Source organism: Brachyspira murdochii DSM 12563 (assembly GCF_000092845.1).
Taxonomy (GTDB): domain Bacteria; phylum Spirochaetota; class Brachyspiria; order Brachyspirales; family Brachyspiraceae; genus Brachyspira; species Brachyspira murdochii.
The window spans coordinates 2,613,742-2,630,449 of the sequence record NC_014150.1; the positions used below are offsets into that span (position 1 = coordinate 2,613,742).

General features: G+C 26.8%; 12 protein-coding genes. 9 read left to right on the forward strand and 3 right to left on the reverse strand.

The genetic code is table 11. The features are described 5' to 3' along the window. Positions 1 to 127 precede the first annotated feature (127 nt). Positions 128 to 1,528, forward strand: a complete 1,401-nt coding sequence (glyA, locus tag BMUR_RS11580) for a serine hydroxymethyltransferase (protein WP_013114723.1) — start codon at positions 128 to 130, stop codon at positions 1,526 to 1,528. 83 nt (positions 1,529 to 1,611) lie between these two features. Here the strand turns inward: glyA and BMUR_RS11585 are convergent, their stop codons facing one another. Next, the gene (locus tag BMUR_RS11585; protein ID WP_013114724.1) at positions 1,612 to 2,271 is read right to left on the reverse strand and encodes an HAD family hydrolase; all 660 of its coding nucleotides are present in this window, start codon (positions 2,269 to 2,271) and stop codon (positions 1,612 to 1,614) included. Between the two features lie 179 nt (positions 2,272 to 2,450). On the opposite strand from BMUR_RS11585, the gene BMUR_RS11590 reads away from it, so the two are divergent. The 4 genes from BMUR_RS11590 (at position 2,451) to BMUR_RS11605 (ending at position 7,799) form a co-directional block, all read left to right on the forward strand. After that, on the forward strand, positions 2,451 to 3,212 hold the full coding sequence (locus tag BMUR_RS11590) for a glucosamine-6-phosphate deaminase (RefSeq protein WP_013114725.1): 762 nt from the start codon (positions 2,451 to 2,453) through the stop codon (positions 3,210 to 3,212). Between the two features lie 118 nt (positions 3,213 to 3,330). Beyond that, positions 3,331 to 4,488, forward strand: coding sequence for a phosphopentomutase (locus BMUR_RS11595; protein WP_013114726.1), 1,158 nt, complete (start codon positions 3,331 to 3,333; stop codon positions 4,486 to 4,488). 817 nt (positions 4,489 to 5,305) lie between these two features. Further along, positions 5,306 to 6,850, forward strand: coding sequence for a glutamine-hydrolyzing GMP synthase (guaA, locus tag BMUR_RS11600; protein WP_013114727.1), 1,545 nt, complete (start codon positions 5,306 to 5,308; stop codon positions 6,848 to 6,850). Between the two features lie 130 nt (positions 6,851 to 6,980). After that, the gene (locus BMUR_RS11605; protein WP_013114728.1) at positions 6,981 to 7,799 is read left to right on the forward strand and encodes a hypothetical protein; all 819 of its coding nucleotides are present in this window, start codon (positions 6,981 to 6,983) and stop codon (positions 7,797 to 7,799) included. Positions 7,800 to 8,075: 276 nt separating this feature from the next. Here the strand turns inward: BMUR_RS11605 and BMUR_RS11610 are convergent, their stop codons facing one another. Continuing rightward, positions 8,076 to 8,639: a phosphatase PAP2 family protein gene (locus BMUR_RS11610; RefSeq protein ID WP_013114729.1), complete on the reverse strand. Its 564-nt coding sequence runs from the start codon at positions 8,637 to 8,639 to the stop codon at positions 8,076 to 8,078. A 135-nt stretch (positions 8,640 to 8,774) separates the two neighbouring features. On the opposite strand from BMUR_RS11610, the gene BMUR_RS11615 reads away from it, so the two are divergent. Further along, the gene (locus tag BMUR_RS11615) at positions 8,775 to 9,428 is read left to right on the forward strand and encodes an ankyrin repeat domain-containing protein (RefSeq protein WP_013114730.1); all 654 of its coding nucleotides are present in this window, start codon (positions 8,775 to 8,777) and stop codon (positions 9,426 to 9,428) included. A gap of 75 nt (positions 9,429 to 9,503) precedes the next feature. Here BMUR_RS11615 and BMUR_RS11620 read toward each other — a convergent pair whose 3' ends face one another. Beyond that, positions 9,504 to 10,517 (reverse strand): alpha-hydroxy-acid oxidizing protein, encoded by a 1,014-nt coding sequence (locus BMUR_RS11620; protein ID WP_013114731.1) that lies wholly within the window; start codon positions 10,515 to 10,517, stop codon positions 9,504 to 9,506. A gap of 176 nt (positions 10,518 to 10,693) precedes the next feature. On the opposite strand from BMUR_RS11620, the gene BMUR_RS11625 reads away from it, so the two are divergent. From BMUR_RS11625 to BMUR_RS11635, 3 genes are all read left to right on the forward strand, one after another. Beyond that, a complete protein-coding gene (locus BMUR_RS11625; RefSeq protein ID WP_013114732.1) occupies positions 10,694 to 12,547 on the forward strand; it encodes a tetratricopeptide repeat protein in 1,854 nt (617 codons plus the stop codon). Positions 12,548 to 12,584: 37 nt separating this feature from the next. Further along, complete coding sequence (locus BMUR_RS11630; protein WP_013114733.1) at positions 12,585 to 14,837, forward strand: tetratricopeptide repeat protein; 2,253 nt, start codon at positions 12,585 to 12,587, stop codon at positions 14,835 to 14,837. 161 nt (positions 14,838 to 14,998) lie between these two features. Then, entirely contained in the window at positions 14,999 to 16,057 is a 1,059-nt protein-coding gene (locus tag BMUR_RS11635) for a tetratricopeptide repeat protein (RefSeq protein WP_013114734.1), read from the forward strand. Positions 16,058 to 16,708 lie beyond the last annotated feature (651 nt).

The following is a 16,708-nucleotide window of genomic DNA, read 5'->3' on the forward strand; positions in this document are numbered from 1 at the left end:
ATATTAATTATAGTTTTTATTAATTTAATGAAAATACTAAAAAAATATATATATTATGTATATAATAATTGAAAAAAAAATTATATTAGTATATCATTACTGTAAATAAAAATTCATTGGAGGAAACATGGCTGTATCTAAAAAGAAGCCGGCAGAAAAAGCTTCGTCAAAATCTAGTAAAAAAACTGCAGCAGCTAAAAAAACTGCAGCGAGTAAAAAAGCAGTAAAAACAGCAGAGAAAAAAATACCTGCTCCGAAATATTATGTATCAGAAGTTCCATTAAAAACAGCTGATAGAGAGATATTTGCTGCAATGAAAAATGAGTATAAAAGGGAAGTTAATGGTTTTGAGTTAATAGCTAGTGAGAATATAGTTTCACGTGCTGTTATGGAAGCTCAGGGCTCAATATTCACAAATAAATATGCTGAAGGCTACCCGTCAAAAAGGTATTACGGCGGATGCAGTGAAGTTGATATTGTTGAAAACTTAGCTAGAGAAAGAGCAAAAAAACTATTTAAAGCACCATTTATAAATGTGCAGCCTCATTCTGGTTCACAGGCTAATATGGGTGTTTATATGGCTATACTTCAGCCGGGCGATACATGCTTGGGTTTATCTCTTGATGCAGGCGGACATTTAACTCATGGAAAAAATGTAAACTTTTCTGGTAAGATATATAATTTTGAACATTACAGTGTTAGAAAAGATACTATGCAGATTGACTATGATGAAGTAAGAGATATAGCTAAAAGAGTTAAGCCTAAATTAATAGTAGCAGGCGGAAGTGCTTATCCTAGAGTAATTGATTTCAAAAAATTCAGGGAGATAGCTGATGAGGTTGGGGCTATGTTAATGGTAGACATGGCACATATTTCCGGATTAGTAGCTGCCGGACTTCACCCAAATCCTGTTAAACATGCACATTTTGTTACTGGTACTACTCATAAAACTTTGAGAGGACCTAGAGGAGGATATATTATTTCTACTGAAGAAGATTTAGCTAAAAAAGTAGATAAAACAATATTTCCGGGTATACAAGGCGGACCTTTGATGCATGTTATAGCTGCTAAAGCTGTATGTTTTAAAGAGGCATTAGATCCTAAATTTGTTAAATATCAGGAGCAAGTTTTAAAAAATGCTGAAGCTATGTCTAATATGTTTTTATCAAAAGGATATGAATTAGTTTCCGGAGGAACTGATACTCACTTAATATTAGTTGATGTAAAAAAATCCAAAGGTATAACTGGACAAGTTGCTGAAACAGTTTTAGATAGAGCACATATCACTACAAATAAAAACGGCATACCTTATGATACAGAATCTCCAATGGTTACAAGCGGTATAAGACTTGGTACTCCTGCCATAACTACAAGAGGTTTAAAAGAAAAAGATGTTATGGAATTAACTCAGTATATTGATGAGGTATTAAGTAATAGTGATGATGAAAAAGTGATAAATGCTGTAGGCAAAAAAGTTTCTGCTTTATGTAAAAAATTCCCAATGTATAAATATATATCTGAGATGTAATTTTTATATGATATAGTTTTTATATATTGTAAATAAAAGGGAGTGATTTTTTAATCCTCCCTTTATTTTTTATTAAATTGTTTTTATATAATTTCTATATATTCTAGTACCTTATCTATTCTATCTACTGCAATATCAGCTCCGTTTTTTAATAACTCTTCTTTGCTGTAAGTATTTGTGATTGCTGCTGTTTTTATACCGCTTTTTTTAGCTCCTATTATTCCTGCAATACTGTCTTCAAATATTATTACATTTTCTTTTTTTATATTATTATTATAGTTTTTTAAAAGTTCAAAAGCATTGAGAAATAAATCTGCTTCAGGTTTTGCTCTTAGTTTTTCATTATGACAGGAATAATCTTTTATATATTTTGCTATAGATTTTTTTTCAGCCATTTTTTTTACATAATTTATATTACTGTTTGAAGCTATAACAATATCAATACTTTTTAATCTTTCCAATGTTTCAATAACACCATCGAATGTTTCCAAATCTGTCTCTATTATTTTGTGAAAATATATTTCGGCTTCTTTAAAAAAATTATCAGGTACATAGTATCCGTTATTTTTTAGAAAATTATATATATCATTAGTTTGATATCCAGCCAATGATTTAAAATCAAAATCTTTAAGTACATTCATTTCAGATGCAGTATGAATTAGTGCTTTTGTATATAAACTCTCACTATCAACTAAAGTACCGTCAAAATCAAATATAGCTCCTTTTATTTTTATACTATTCATAGAATTTCCTTAATCAATTTTTATTATCAAGAATTGTATATTTATTTATATCAAAATCAAGAGAAAAAATTAATAAAAAATTTGTATTGTTTGATAATAAATGACATATGTGTTATAATTTTTTTAGCAGGCTATTTTATGAAAAATATGATAATCCAATTTTAAAGGAGTATATTATTATGGGTTTAAAATTAATTATTGCAAAAGATGCTAAAGGAGTAGGAAAAAAAACAGCTTTAGAAATTATTAATTTGTTAAAAGTAAAAAAAGATGCAGTTTTAGGTCTTGCTACAGGAGGTACTGCTGAGGCTGTGTATCCTCATTTGATAAAAGCCTATGAGAAAAAAGAAATAGATTTTAAAAATGTGAAATCTGTAAACTTAGATGAGTATAAAGGATTAGACCCAAAAAATGAACAAAGCTACAGATATTTTATGAATAAAAATTTATTCGACCATGTAAATATAGATAAGAAAAATACCTTTGTTCCAAGAGGTATAGGTGAAAAAGAGAAAATACTAGATGATTTCAATAAAAAAATAGAAAAACTACCTAGAGATATACAATTATTAGGAGTAGGTCCTAATGGTCATATAGCATTTAATGAGCCTGATGAAGTTTTGCATGCAAATGCTTTGTGTGTTAAACTTAATGAAAAAACTATTAAAGCTAATTCAAGATTCTTTGCCTCAGAAAAAGATGTTCCTAGAGAGGCATTCAGTATGGGTATGGGCGGAATATTAAAAGCCAAAAAAATAGTTATAGCTGCTATTGGTAAAGGGAAAGCTGCTGCTATGAAAGAGCTTTTAACTAATGATAAAATTACTACTAAATGTCCTGTTACATTCTTAAAACTTCATAATGATGTAGTTGTTGTTATAGATCAAGAATTGGCTGATGCTATACCAGAACTTAAAGAGAAAAAAGCTAATAAGAAATAATTAAAAAAATAATGCTTGTAATTTAGGGCAGCTTATAATGCTGTCCTTTTTTATTTTATTCTTTGAAAATGGTTATATTTAAATACGATATAAATTTAATAAATATAGGATTTTGTATATGAAAAAGAAAGCTGTTTTAATAGTGGTAGATAGCTGCGGAGTAGGGGCATTGCCTGATGCAGCTCTATTTGGTGATGAAGGAGTTAATACACTTGCTCATTTAGCTGAGGCTGAAGGAGGAATAAGTATACCTAATATGGAAAAAATGGGTATTGGAAATATTATAGATATAAAGGGCGTTGCCAAAAATAATAATGCTTTAGGATATTATGGAAAGGCTATGGAAACTTCTAAGGCAAAAGATACTACTACTGGACATTGGGAAATAGCAGGGCTTGTTTCAGAAAAACCTTTTAATACATATCCTAATGGTTTTCCAGAAATTACTCTAAAAAAAATAGAAGAGTTTTCTAAAAGAAGAATAGTATGTAATAAACCTTATTCTGGAACTGAAGTAATAGACGATTATGCAGATGAGCAGTTAAAAGACGGTGCTTTGATAGTATATACTTCTGCTGATTCTGTACTTCAAATTGCAGCTCATGAAGATATAATACCTATAGATGAACTTTACAGCATATGCAAAAAAGCTCTCGAAATATGTAATGAATATTCACCTGTAGCTAGAGTAATAGCACGCCCTTATATAGGAACTAAAGGCAGTTATAAAAGAACAGAAAGAAGACATGATTATTCAGTGCCTCCAAGCGGAGAAACTATGCTTGACAGATTAAAAAGTCATAATCTTCCAGTTGTAGGAATAGGAAAAACAAGCGATATATTTGCAGGGGTAGGCATTACTGAAAACAGACTTACAAATAAAAACAATCTTGATGGTATAGAAAAAACTATAAAAGCTATTAAAGAAATTGATGAAGGATTAATATTTACAAATTTGGTTGATTTTGATATGCTTTATGGGCATAGAAGAGATCCTAAAGGATATAAAAATGCTTTGGAAGAGTTTGATAAATATATACCAGAAATGACTAATAATTTAAATGATGAGGATTTATTTATTATCACAGCAGACCATGGATGCGATCCTACATACAAAGGAAGCGATCATACAAGAGAGTATATCCCTATATTGGCATACGGCAAAAATTTAAAAAAGAATATTAATATAGGAGTAAAAGAATCATTTGTATCAATAGCCGCTTCAATAGAAAAACATCTTCTAGGGTGTACAAAATTAGAAGGCTGTTTCTTGTAATTGCTAATATCATTTAATAACTGGGGAAAAAACTATCTCCAGTTATTAAATATATTTTATCTTTACTTCCAGTCATTTATATTTAATACTTAATTTTATTTATTTTTATCGCTTTAATAATTATACACGACACAATAGTATTATTTAAATTAATGTACTAATTAACGCACGATTGACCTTTTTACCTAAACAATTATAATTTGTCAAAAATTAATTTTTTAAATTTAAAATATTTGCGGGGATTCACAGTCGTGCCCGCTCTGCGTGCCTTCGGCAACCCCACTTCTTTTGTGATGCTGTCCGCCTGTGGCGTGCGGCGGGAAAAAGAACAATTAAAAATTGACAAACTTAAAAATTTTTAGCATATACCTAAACGACTATAATTTGTCAAAAAATAAATTTTTTTAATTTAAAATATAGCAGGGCTTTGCCCCGCACCCCAGTTCTTTTGTTGGCACAAAGAACCAAAAAGACTGCATTTTTAGCCTAAATTTTAGGTATTACCATACATTTAATACATATCTTTAAAATATAAAGTTCTGTCAATTGCGTTTTTTTAAACTTTTTTGTGCGGCAAAAAAGTTGATAATTCTATATAATGTGCATCAATTGACAAAATAAAATTGTTTCAGTATATACAAAATAAGCCTTATTAATGAAAACAATTTTTATTATACAAAAAATCATCTTATCGTGCGTAGCTAAAAATTTTAATGTATATTTTATATTATGATAACTATTAATTGAAATTTTATTATTTTGATATAATATTATTCAATTAATTATTAATCGCATTTCATAATTAAAGAGGAAATATATGCAAAACAATATAGATAAGGTTTTAATACTAGATTTCGGCTCACAATTTACTCAGCTTATTACAAGAAGAATAAGGGAATTAAATGTTTATTCAGAGATACACCCTTTTCATGTTTCAATAGATTTTATAAAAGAATTCAATCCTAAAGCAATAATACTTTCAGGAGGTCCTTCAAGCGTGTATGAAGAAGATGCTCCTAAAGTAGATAAAGCATTATTTGAATTAGGTATTCCTATACTTGGTATATGTTATGGTATGCAGATAATAGTATATTCTATGGGCGGAAAAGTTGAAAGTGCTTCAAAAAGAGAATATGGAAAAGCAGAAATAGAAATAACTAATCATGAGAGCATATTCAAATCATTTGATAAAAAAAATATAGTATGGATGAGCCATGGAGACAGTATTAAATCTATACCAGAAGGTTTTGAGCTTATAGCAAAAACCCCTAATACGGAACTTGCTGCTATAGAAAATAAACAAAAAAATATTTATGCTATACAGTTTCACCCTGAGGTTGTTCACACTGAAAATGGTATAAAAATTATAGAGAATTTCCTTTTTAATATTTGTAAATGCGAGAAAAATTGGAATATGGGTTCCTTTATAGAATATGAGGTTAATAGAATAAAAGAGAGAGTAGGGGATAAAAACGTAATACTTGGGCTTTCTGGAGGAGTTGATTCTTCAGTGGCTGCTGTATTAATAGAAAAAGCTATAGGAAAACAACTTAAATGCATATTTGTAAATAATGGACTTTTAAGAAAAGATGAAGATAAAAAAGTAGTAGAAGTATTCAGAGATAATTTTAATATTGATTTGATATATGTTGATGCTTCAAAGAGGTTTTTAGACAAATTGGCAGGTGTTACAGACCCAGAGCAAAAAAGAAAAATAATAGGTCATGAATTTGTAAGTGTATTTAATGATGAAGCTAAAAAGATAGAGAATGTAGGATTTTTAGCACAGGGTACTCTTTATCCAGATGTAATAGAGAGTGTATCATTAAGGGGAAGTTCTGCTGTTATAAAAAGCCATCATAATGTAGGCGGACTTCCGAAAGATATGAAATTTGAACTTTTAGAGCCTTTCAGAGAATTATTCAAAGATGAGGTTAGAGAAATTGGGCTTGAATTAAAATTACCAGAAGATATTGTATACAGACAGCCTTTTCCCGGACCTGGTCTTGCCGTTAGAATACTTGGAGATATCACAGAAGAGAGAGTAAAAATACTTCAGGAGGCTGATGATATAGTTGTAGCTGAAATAAAACATGCAGGACTTTACAGAAAATTATGGCAGTCATTTGCTGTACTTCTTCCGGTAAAAAGTGTTGGCGTTATGGGAGACGGCAGAACTTATGAACAGGTTTGTGCTGTAAGAGCAGTTGAGAGTGTTGATGCTATGACTGCAGATTGGGCTAAAATCGATTATAATGTATTAGGTATAATATCAAACAGAATAATAAATGAAGTAAAAGGTATTAACCGTGTTGTTTATGATATATCTTCAAAACCGCCTGCTACAATAGAATGGGAATAAAATAAGAAAATATATTTGATGGGGCTATTATTTTTAATAGCTCCATTTTTTATATATAAAGCTTTGTTTTTTAACATATCATAATGTATAATTTTCTCAAGTTTTTATTAAAAATAAAGGAACTGTAAAAATGCATAAACAAAAAATTATAGAAGCTGATAAGAAAGCTAAAAAAATATTATTTAATTATTTCTGGAAAGATGGTTGGATTGATGATAGAGAACAAAAAATAAATGATGATGATTTTTTATATGCTAAAGAAAAAGGATTGATGTTTGATTTTTCTGATAAAATTATTAAACATGATGACATTATAAAAAATATACCAGCTCTTTTAAAAGAAATAGATTTTAATAATACAGTTAAAGCATTTTTATGCAGTTTATCAACTAGAGCATTGCATTTGAGAAGTTTTATATCAAGCTATTATTTAGCTGAAAAAATAATTGAGCATCATTTTATAGCTGAAAACTCATACTGTGATGAATGCTTTAAATATTATATTTTGGGCGATAATTTTTATTTGAAATATAGAAATGTGTATAACTTTGAAAAGTTTAAATGGGGTGGAGTAAGACTCTCAAATCTATCATATATTTATTTTGATTTATTAGAGTTTAGTAAAATTAACTTTGATGAAGGCAATTTAAATCCTTTAAGAGAAGATATAGAAATTTTTAATAATGTATTAAAACAAATTGATTCATATAATAATAAAAATGATTCTGTAAATAAAATGCAAAAAACATTAAAAGATATATTTCCTTCATCAAAAGAGCAAAGAATAATACTTCTTGAAATATTATCATATTTGGATATTTTAGAAGCTAAAGAAGAGAGAGAATACAGAGATACAGAATTATCAGAGAAATTGATGCATTGGAGAGGAGGTGATTCTTATAATAAAGAGAGTGCTTTGAAGATTTTTAAAAAATATATTTTTATTTAGATTTTACAAAATTAATTTCTGTTAAAAATTTCAAGTTTGTCAATTTTTATTTTTTATTAAATGTATTATTATATTTTTTAATTTATTTTATAAAAAATACTACTATCTAAATATAGTTCTTTCATTTGAGTGAATACTTTGTAAAATTCGCTTATTTCACTAAATTTATTACTAATGCATACTAATTAATACCATAAGATATAAAAACTTGCTGTAAATATCTAAATTTAAAAAATACGTTTTTTGATAAAGATAAATTATAGTTGTTTAACTATGTTATATAAATTTTTTTATTAATTTCATATTAGTTTTATTTAAAATAATATAGATGGCAGAAGAAACAGCTATTCCAATAAAAGCTCCAAATACAACATCGCTTGGATAATGAACCATCAAATAAACTCTTGAAAAACCTATAATTAAAGCTATTAATAAAGCAATGAAACTATATTTTTTATTAAAATATAAAAATATAGGAAAAAGAGCAGCAAATGAAGCTGTTGTATGAGATGAAGGACATGAAAAAGAGGTTTCTAAATGTTTTCCCGCTTCTACCCAATACTCATAATAAATAGGGTCTGTAAACGGACGCTCTCTTGCTATTAAAGGTTTTAGTATCACAGCACCTATCAATACAGCAATAAATAAACTAATAGCCATATTGATACCGCAAATCCTAGTATTTTTTATGACAATTAATACAGCAGATAAAATTATTAAACTAAGTCCTTCTCCTAGATTAGTTACCAAAGAAAAGAAAAAGTCAAATATTTTATAATTGACATGAAGATTATGGGCAAACTCTATTATAGTTTTATCAAAAATGTTTATAATTTCCATTGTTCATTTTCCTTTACCAATATATAATAGCTTTAATTATTTCTAATTTAATAGAACTAAAAACAGTTAATTTTATTTATCGTAATATTATTTAATTTGTTAGTATAATGTTTTTTATAAAAAAGAGTGCCTATTATGAAAAATATACTATTAATGTTATTAACATTATTATTTATATCATGCAATAGTTTTTCTTATAAAGATATAGTATCATATGCTTTAATTATTTCTTCGGAAAAAGGACATGAAAAAATAGTAAATATATTATTGAAATGCAATACAGATATTAATATGAAAGATGATGAATACGGTTATACTGCTTTAATGGAAGCCTCATCAAAAGGTTATACAAAAATAGTTAATATATTATTACAGCATAATGCCGATGTAAATCTTCAAAATTATGATGGACGCACTGCTTTAATGCTTGCTTCATCAAAAGGACATACTGAAATAGTTAATATGTTATTAAATTATAATGCCGATGTCAATATAAAATGCGATAATGACCGTACTGCTTTGATAGAAGCTGCTGTAAGCGGATACACTGAAATAGTTAATATTTTAATAGAACATAATGCTGATATAAATGTTAAAAGTTATGACGGACGTACTGCTTTAATAAGAGCCTCTCAAAAAGGATATGAAGAAATAGTAAATATATTATTAAATCATAATGCTGATACGTCTATAAAAGATATATCTTGTTTTACGGCATTAGATTATGCTTTATATGCTGGAAATTCTAATATCATAAAAATGCTTGAAAACCATCAATTCAAAAAATAAACTCAATATAATGATAGTTTTTAATTACTATTATATATTGAGTTTTAAAAATAAAATTAACAAAAATTAAATAAATTAAAATCTTACAATTTCTCTAGTTATTTCTTTTAAGCTGTGAACACCGCACATAGTCATGGCATCTTCAAGTTCGGCACCTAATTGTGCAGCATAAGATTTAACTCCTTCTTCACCTCCGCCGTATGCTGCTATTACAAAAGTTCTAGCAATAACAACTCCGTCAGCCCCTATAGCAAGAGCTTTTAATATGTCGGCACCGCTTCTAATTCCGCCGTCTACCAATATTTTTATTTTTCCTTTAACCGCATCAGCAATTTCAGGCAATACTTCAGCAGTAGAAGGACATTGATCAAGTACGCGTCCTCCATGATTGGATACTATTATAGCATCAGCTCCAGCCTCCAATGCTTTTTTAGCTCCTTTTACAGTCATTATTCCTTTTATTATAAATGGTCTTTGAGCAATCTCTTTTATTTGTCTTAATTCATCAACTGTTTTGCTTCCAGCCTTTGGTGTAAGATTTTTTAAGAAAGGAAGTCCTGCAGCATCAACGTCCATAGCAACAGCAAAAGCATTTGAATCAGCTACTAATTTCATTTTTTCTTTTATAACATCCATATTCCAAGGCTTAACAGTAGGTATTCCTATGCCGTTTTGTTTTTTTATCATAGTAGTAGCAGCAATCATTACATTAGGATTAGTTCCGTCTCCTGTGAAAGCAGCAATGCCAGCCTCATGACATGATTTTACCAATATATCATTATATTCTTCTTCTGTGTATTTATCGCCATAGTGAAGCTGAACAGCACCTACAGGACCAGCAAATATAGGGTATTTGAATTTTTTGCCGAACAGTTCAAAAGAAGTATCAATATCTTCATTAGAACATATTGTATCCATGTTGAGCCTTATTTCTCTCCATTTGTCATAATTTCTAATAGCTACATCTCCTATTCCTTTAGCACCGGGTCCGGGCATACTGTTTTTACATACTTTACCATTACATATGATGCATGCTTTACAGAACCCCATACAGTCTTTTGCTGTTTCTATAATTTCTTTATATGTCATAACATTTCCTCCGATAATAATAATTAAATTGATAATAATTCATAGTAATAATACTAAATATAAAAAATAAAACAAGCAAATTTATTAATAACAATTTTTTTATAGTATTAAATTATTTTTATAATATAATGCTATTAGATTGTAGAAAATTAATAAATAAAAAACAGGAATTATGAATGACAAGAATATCTAATTATCTTTTTAATAAACATATAGAAAAATGCAAAATATCATTAAAAGGCTTTGAGAAAAGTGAAGTTCAAGATTTAAAAGATGATTTTAAAAAAGAAGCAGAAAAAATTCTAGCTGATGCTAATAATTTTTTAAATGGTATTGATGCATTAAATTATTCTGATTTTGATACTTTTAACAGCAAGGCTGAAACTTTTAATGATGAATTAAACACAATACTTGAAACATTTTATATAAAAGATCCCGATGAAATTTATACTTATAACAGATTTATTGAGTATTTTCATTATGATAATACTATGTTTAATGATGAAAATGATAAAATAGATGTCAATGATTTGCATATTTTAGATGAATATTTTGATTATAATACTAATGGAGTTGTTGATAACAATACAGGATCATATGAGAAAGCTATAGAGTATTATAATAAAGCTATAGACTTGATCCCTAATTATGCTTTGGCTTATTATAATAGGGGACTTGCTAGAAATAATTTAGGATTTTTTAAAAAAGCCATAAAAGATTACGATAAAGCTATAGAATTAAGTAAAAATTATAAAGATGCTTATTATAATAGAGGGCTTGCTAAAAATAATGCTAATTTACACAAAGAAGCTATTGAAGATTACTCTAAAGTTATAGAGTTAGACCATAAAAATATAGATGCATATAATAATAGAGGTGTTTCAAAAAATTATTTACACCTTTTTGATGAGGCTATAAAAGATTTTAATAAGATTTTAGAGTTAGATCCTAATAACTATTATGCCTATGGTAATAGGGGCAATTCTAAACATGATTTGGGACTTTATAAAGAGGCTATCAAAGATTATGACAAAGCTATAAAGATTAATCCTAATTATGCAGATTGTTATTATAACAGGGCAAATTCCAAAAAAGAGTTAGGTTTATTTAAAGAAGCCATAAAAGATTATGATAATGCTATAAAATGGAAACCTAAAGATATAAATGTTTATATTAATAGAGGAAATGCTAAATATGATTTAGAATTATATGAAGAAGCTATAAAAGATTATGATAAAATTATAAAATTGGATTCTAATTATACGGACGCTTATTATAACAGAGCAAATGCAAAAAGAGAGCTAGGTTTATATAATGAAGCTATAAAAGATTATGATAAAGCTATATATTTGAATCCTAATTACAGTGAAGCATATAATAATAGAGGGCTTGCTAAAAGCGGTTTAGGAATGTATAAAGAAGCAATAAAAGATTATGAAGAATCTATAGATTTATGTGCTGATAATCCAGAAGCCTATTATAATATAGGAAGTGCTAAATATGATTTGGGACTTTTAAAAGAATCCATTAAATATTATGATAAGGCTATAGAATTAAGACCAACTTACAGTGAAGCATACAATAACAGAGGACTTTCTAAAAATGATTTAGAATTATATAAAGAAGCTATAAAGGATTATGATAAATCTATAGAGTTAAATCCTAATGACAGCAATACTTATAATAATAGAGGACTTACTAAAAGTAGTTTAGGTTTGTATAAAGAAGCTATAAAAGATTATAGTAAGGCTATAGAGTTAAGCCCTAATTATGTATATGCTTACAGCAACAGAGGAAGTGCTAAAGATGAATTGGGAGAGTATAAAGAAGCTATAAAAGATTATGATAAAGCTATAGAATTAAAACCAAATATGGCTTATTTATATAATGATAGAGGCTGGGTTAAGAAAAATGCGGGACTATATAAAGAAGCATTGAAAGATTATAAAAAGGCTTTAGAATTAGAGCCAAATAATGAATATGCAATTGAAAATATGAAAAGTCTTAAAAAAGAATATGGACTTAAATAAAATTATATAAAAAATTAGTTTTATAGGAAATTGTATTATGAATAATAGTAATAATAGTATTGAAGAATTATTAAATAAAGCTAAGGAATCATTTGAAAATAAGGATTATGAAAAAGCTATTGAATATATTGATAAAGTTATATTTTATAATGGTGATTCTTATGATCTTTATCATAATAGAGGATTAGCAAAATTAAATTTGCGTTTATATGAAGGAGCTATAAAAGATTTTGACAGAGCTATTGAGCTTGGGGATTATAATTCCTATTATGAAAGAGGATTGGCCAAATTTTATATGGCTTTTTATAAAGAAGCAATAGAAGATTTTAATAAAGTTGTAGAATTAGATAAAAGTTCTGCAGCAAGTTTTGCATATAACACTATTGGTTTATGTAAATACAATCTAAATGAATTTGATGAAGCTTTAAAATATTATAATAAAGCTATAGAAACAAATCCTAATCTCATTATCGCCTATCATAACATTGCTTTGTTAAAACATTCTATGGGTTTAGATGATGAGGCTTTGTCTTATTTAAATAAAGCTTTAGAAATAGATACTAATAATATTGAAACATATTTAAAAATTTATTCTATAAAATTAGGTTTAGGTTTAGAGCGGGAAGCTAATGAATATTTAGATAAAATTATGGAAATGTATCCTGATGACCTTTATATTTATGACAGAATAGGAAACATAAAAATTGATGCAGGATATATGGAGGAATCTTTAGAATATTTAAAAAAAGCATTAGAAATAAATCCTAACTTTATTGATGCATATTATGATATTGCTTTTGCTTTGCATAAATTAAATTTAAATGATGAGGCTTTATCTTATTTAGAAAAAGCACTTCAAATTTCTCCTAATAATGCAGATACTTATTTTAAAATATTTTTAATTAAAAGGGCTTTAGGTGATTATGACGGAGCTTTATCTTGTTTAGAAAAAATACTTGAAATAGATGATACTGATGTTGCTATTTATAATGAAATTGCTTTGATAAAAATTGAATTAGAATTATATGAAGAAGCTTTATATTATTTGAATAAGGCTTTGTGTATAGATAATAATAATGCTGAAATATATAATACTATTGGTTTGGTTTATCATTATAAAAGAAATTATGAAGAAGCTATTAAAAACTTCAATAAGGCCTTAGAGTTAAATACTTCTATGGACATGGCATATTATAATATTGGTTTATCATATTATGAAATGCATGATTATGAAAAAGCTATTGAATACTATAATAAGGCATTGGAGATAAATACTCAATATTCAGCTGCTTATATTAATTTGGGACTTATTGAGCATAATTTTGGAAATTATCAAGAAGCAATTAACTATTATAAAAGAGCATTAGAAATAAATCCTAATTATAGCTTATCTTATTATAATATTGCTCTTGCTGAAATGAGTTTAGAAGATTATGATAAGGCTTTGGAAGATTTTAATCATGCTTTGGAATTGGGATATAATGAAGCAGATATTTATACTAATATTGGGCTTATATATTCAAGAGAGGCTATATATGATAAAGCTATAGAGTATTATAATAAAGTATTAGAAATAAATCCTAATAAAGTTAATGCCTATTATAATATTGCTTTTTGTTTATCTAATATGGATAAATACAAAGAAGCTTTGGAAATATATGATAAAGTTATAAGAATGTATCCAGGTAATTTTGATGTTTATTATGAAAGAGGCTATACTAAATACAGAGTGTCAAAGTATGAGGAGGCTATAAGAGATTTTGATATTATTATAAATGTGAATTCCAAACATTATAATGCTTATTATTATAGAGGATGTTCTAAAAAATATTTAAAGAATTATGATGAGGCTATAAAGGATTTTGATAAAGCCATAGAATATAATCCAAATAATCCAGACTATTACAGTGAAAAAGCTTCTTGTTATGATTATTTAAATAAATATAGAGAAAGTATTGAAAATTATGATAAAGCCATTGAGTTAAATGATAATGATTGGTTTTTATATATTTTAAGAGCTAAAGAGAAATTTCTTTTATCAAAGGAAACTAATTTAGAAAATAAAACAAATGATAAGAAATCGTTTTTTAATAAAATTATATCAAAAATTACTTCATCTAAAAATTATACGGATTTAGAAAAGTCAGCATTAAATGATTTAGAGAAATCTTATAACTTAGCTTTAGAAGATGAATTTAATCTTATGGTATTTAAAGATATTATAAAAGATGAATTTACCAATATAGATTTAGCAGCTGATTTTTGTAAGGATAATAATATTACTTTATAAATTACAATATTAGCAGCTGTTTTATTTTTTGTTTTAATTTTGGAAAAATAACAATAAAAAATTAACAAACTTAAAAATTTTCAGTATATACTATGATATAATTGTATCATATATAAAATTGTAACTTGTATATTAATAATAAAGAGTTATAGGAGTTAAAAATGGCAACAATGACTAATTTTCTATTTATGCAACATGTAAAAGAATCTAAAAACAAATTAGACAATTTTCAAAAGGAATTAAATAAATGTGTATATGAATTTAATGATTTTTTAAATAATATTGATGCAGAAAACTATTCTGATTTCGATGATTTTAACGACCGAGCAAAAACTTTTAATGAAGAATTAAATAAAATAATTTCAGATAAAACATATCTTATAGGCAGTTTTACAAATATAGTTGACAATAAGAAAGAAGTTGATATTGATCGTTTAAACAATCTTACTGATTATCATGATTATAATTCTAAAGGTATTTATAAAAGTGCTAATGGAGAATATGCAGAAGCTATAAAATATTATGATGAGGCTATAAAGTTAAACCCTAATATGTCAGATGCTTATTATAACAAAGCTATTGCCAAAACTAAACTTGGACTTTTAAAAGAAGCTATAGAAGAATATGATAAGGCTATAGAGTTAAGAGCGGATTATGCAGACGCTTATTATAACAGAGGACTTCTTAAAAGCGATTTAGTACTTTTAGAAGAAGCTATAAAAGATTTTGACAAAGCTTTATCAATAGATCCTAATTTGTTTGATGCTTATAATAACAAAGGAGTATTAGAAAATGAACTTGGACTTTTTAAAGAAGCAATAAAAGATTTTAACAAAGCTATAAAAATATCAGATAATGATGCGGTTATTTACAACAACAGAGGTAATTCAAAATATAATTTAGAGCTTTATGAAGAAGCTATTAAAGATTATGATAAAGCTATAAAATTAAATCCTAATTATGCTCTTGCATATAATAATAGAGGTAATGCTAAAGATAATTTAGGACTTTATGAAGAAGCTATAGAAGATTTTGATAAGGCTATAAAATTAAAACCTGATTATGCAGATGCTTATAATAACAGAGGCCTTACTAAGGAAAATTTAGGTCTTTATGAAGAGGCTTTAAAAGATTATAAGAAGGCTTTAAAATTAGATCCTAATAATGAATATGCTAAAGAAAATATAAAATATCTTAAAGAAGAATATGGCTTGAAATGAAGTTGTAATATAACCAAACAACTATATTTTGTCAATTTATGATTAATTATAACTTATAAATAATATAAAATATTAACACATAGTAGTAAAATATGTTTTAAATATAATATAAAAGTATACATTTTTGCAATAATGAATAATCAGCCGCATACTTACAGTACTTCCTTTGGTCGCATATAGTTGGCTATCCATAATGATTTGCAATACCGTGAGGAAAGCCTCCGTGAAGCGTACCCAATGGGTATAGGCGAATAGTTGACAAAGTTAAAAATTTTTAGTATATATTTTGAATTTAATATTAATCGTTGATTAATTATAGGATTTGAATATAGCGGCAATGAATAATTATTTTTTCTTAAGACATATACAAAGAATGTAAAAGAAAATTAAAAGATTTTGATAAGCCTAAAACATTAAAAAATAAAGCAAAAAAATATAAGATGAATTTAATAATTTTTTAGATAGTATTGACACAGAAAATTATTCTGATTTTGATGATTTTAACAGCAGAGTAAAAATTTTTAATGAAGAATTAAATAAAATACTAAAAGCTAATCAAATAGATAATTCTGATATTATAAGTATTTTTACGAATATATATGATATAGAAGTTGATATTGATGATTTAGAGAAAAAAGCAAATATTTTGAT

Bases quoted from the DNA above. Each gene is read 5' to 3' on its own strand.
- glyA (WP_013114723.1), top strand. From the start codon at position 128: ATGGCTGTATCTAAAAAGAAGCCGGCAGAAAAAGCTTCGTCAAAATCT.
- BMUR_RS11585 (WP_013114724.1), bottom strand. From the start codon at position 2,271: ATGAATAGTATAAAAATAAAAGGAGCTATATTTGATTTTGACGGTACT.
- BMUR_RS11590 (WP_013114725.1), top strand. From the start codon at position 2,451: ATGGGTTTAAAATTAATTATTGCAAAAGATGCTAAAGGAGTAGGAAAA.
- BMUR_RS11595 (WP_013114726.1), top strand. From the start codon at position 3,331: ATGAAAAAGAAAGCTGTTTTAATAGTGGTAGATAGCTGCGGAGTAGGG.
- guaA (WP_013114727.1), top strand. From the start codon at position 5,306: ATGCAAAACAATATAGATAAGGTTTTAATACTAGATTTCGGCTCACAA.
- BMUR_RS11605 (WP_013114728.1), top strand. From the start codon at position 6,981: ATGCATAAACAAAAAATTATAGAAGCTGATAAGAAAGCTAAAAAAATA.
- BMUR_RS11610 (WP_013114729.1), bottom strand. From the start codon at position 8,639: ATGGAAATTATAAACATTTTTGATAAAACTATAATAGAGTTTGCCCAT.
- BMUR_RS11615 (WP_013114730.1), top strand. From the start codon at position 8,775: ATGAAAAATATACTATTAATGTTATTAACATTATTATTTATATCATGC.
- BMUR_RS11620 (WP_013114731.1), bottom strand. From the start codon at position 10,517: ATGACATATAAAGAAATTATAGAAACAGCAAAAGACTGTATGGGGTTC.
- BMUR_RS11625 (WP_013114732.1), top strand. From the start codon at position 10,694: ATGACAAGAATATCTAATTATCTTTTTAATAAACATATAGAAAAATGC.
- BMUR_RS11630 (WP_013114733.1), top strand. From the start codon at position 12,585: ATGAATAATAGTAATAATAGTATTGAAGAATTATTAAATAAAGCTAAG.
- BMUR_RS11635 (WP_013114734.1), top strand. From the start codon at position 14,999: ATGGCAACAATGACTAATTTTCTATTTATGCAACATGTAAAAGAATCT.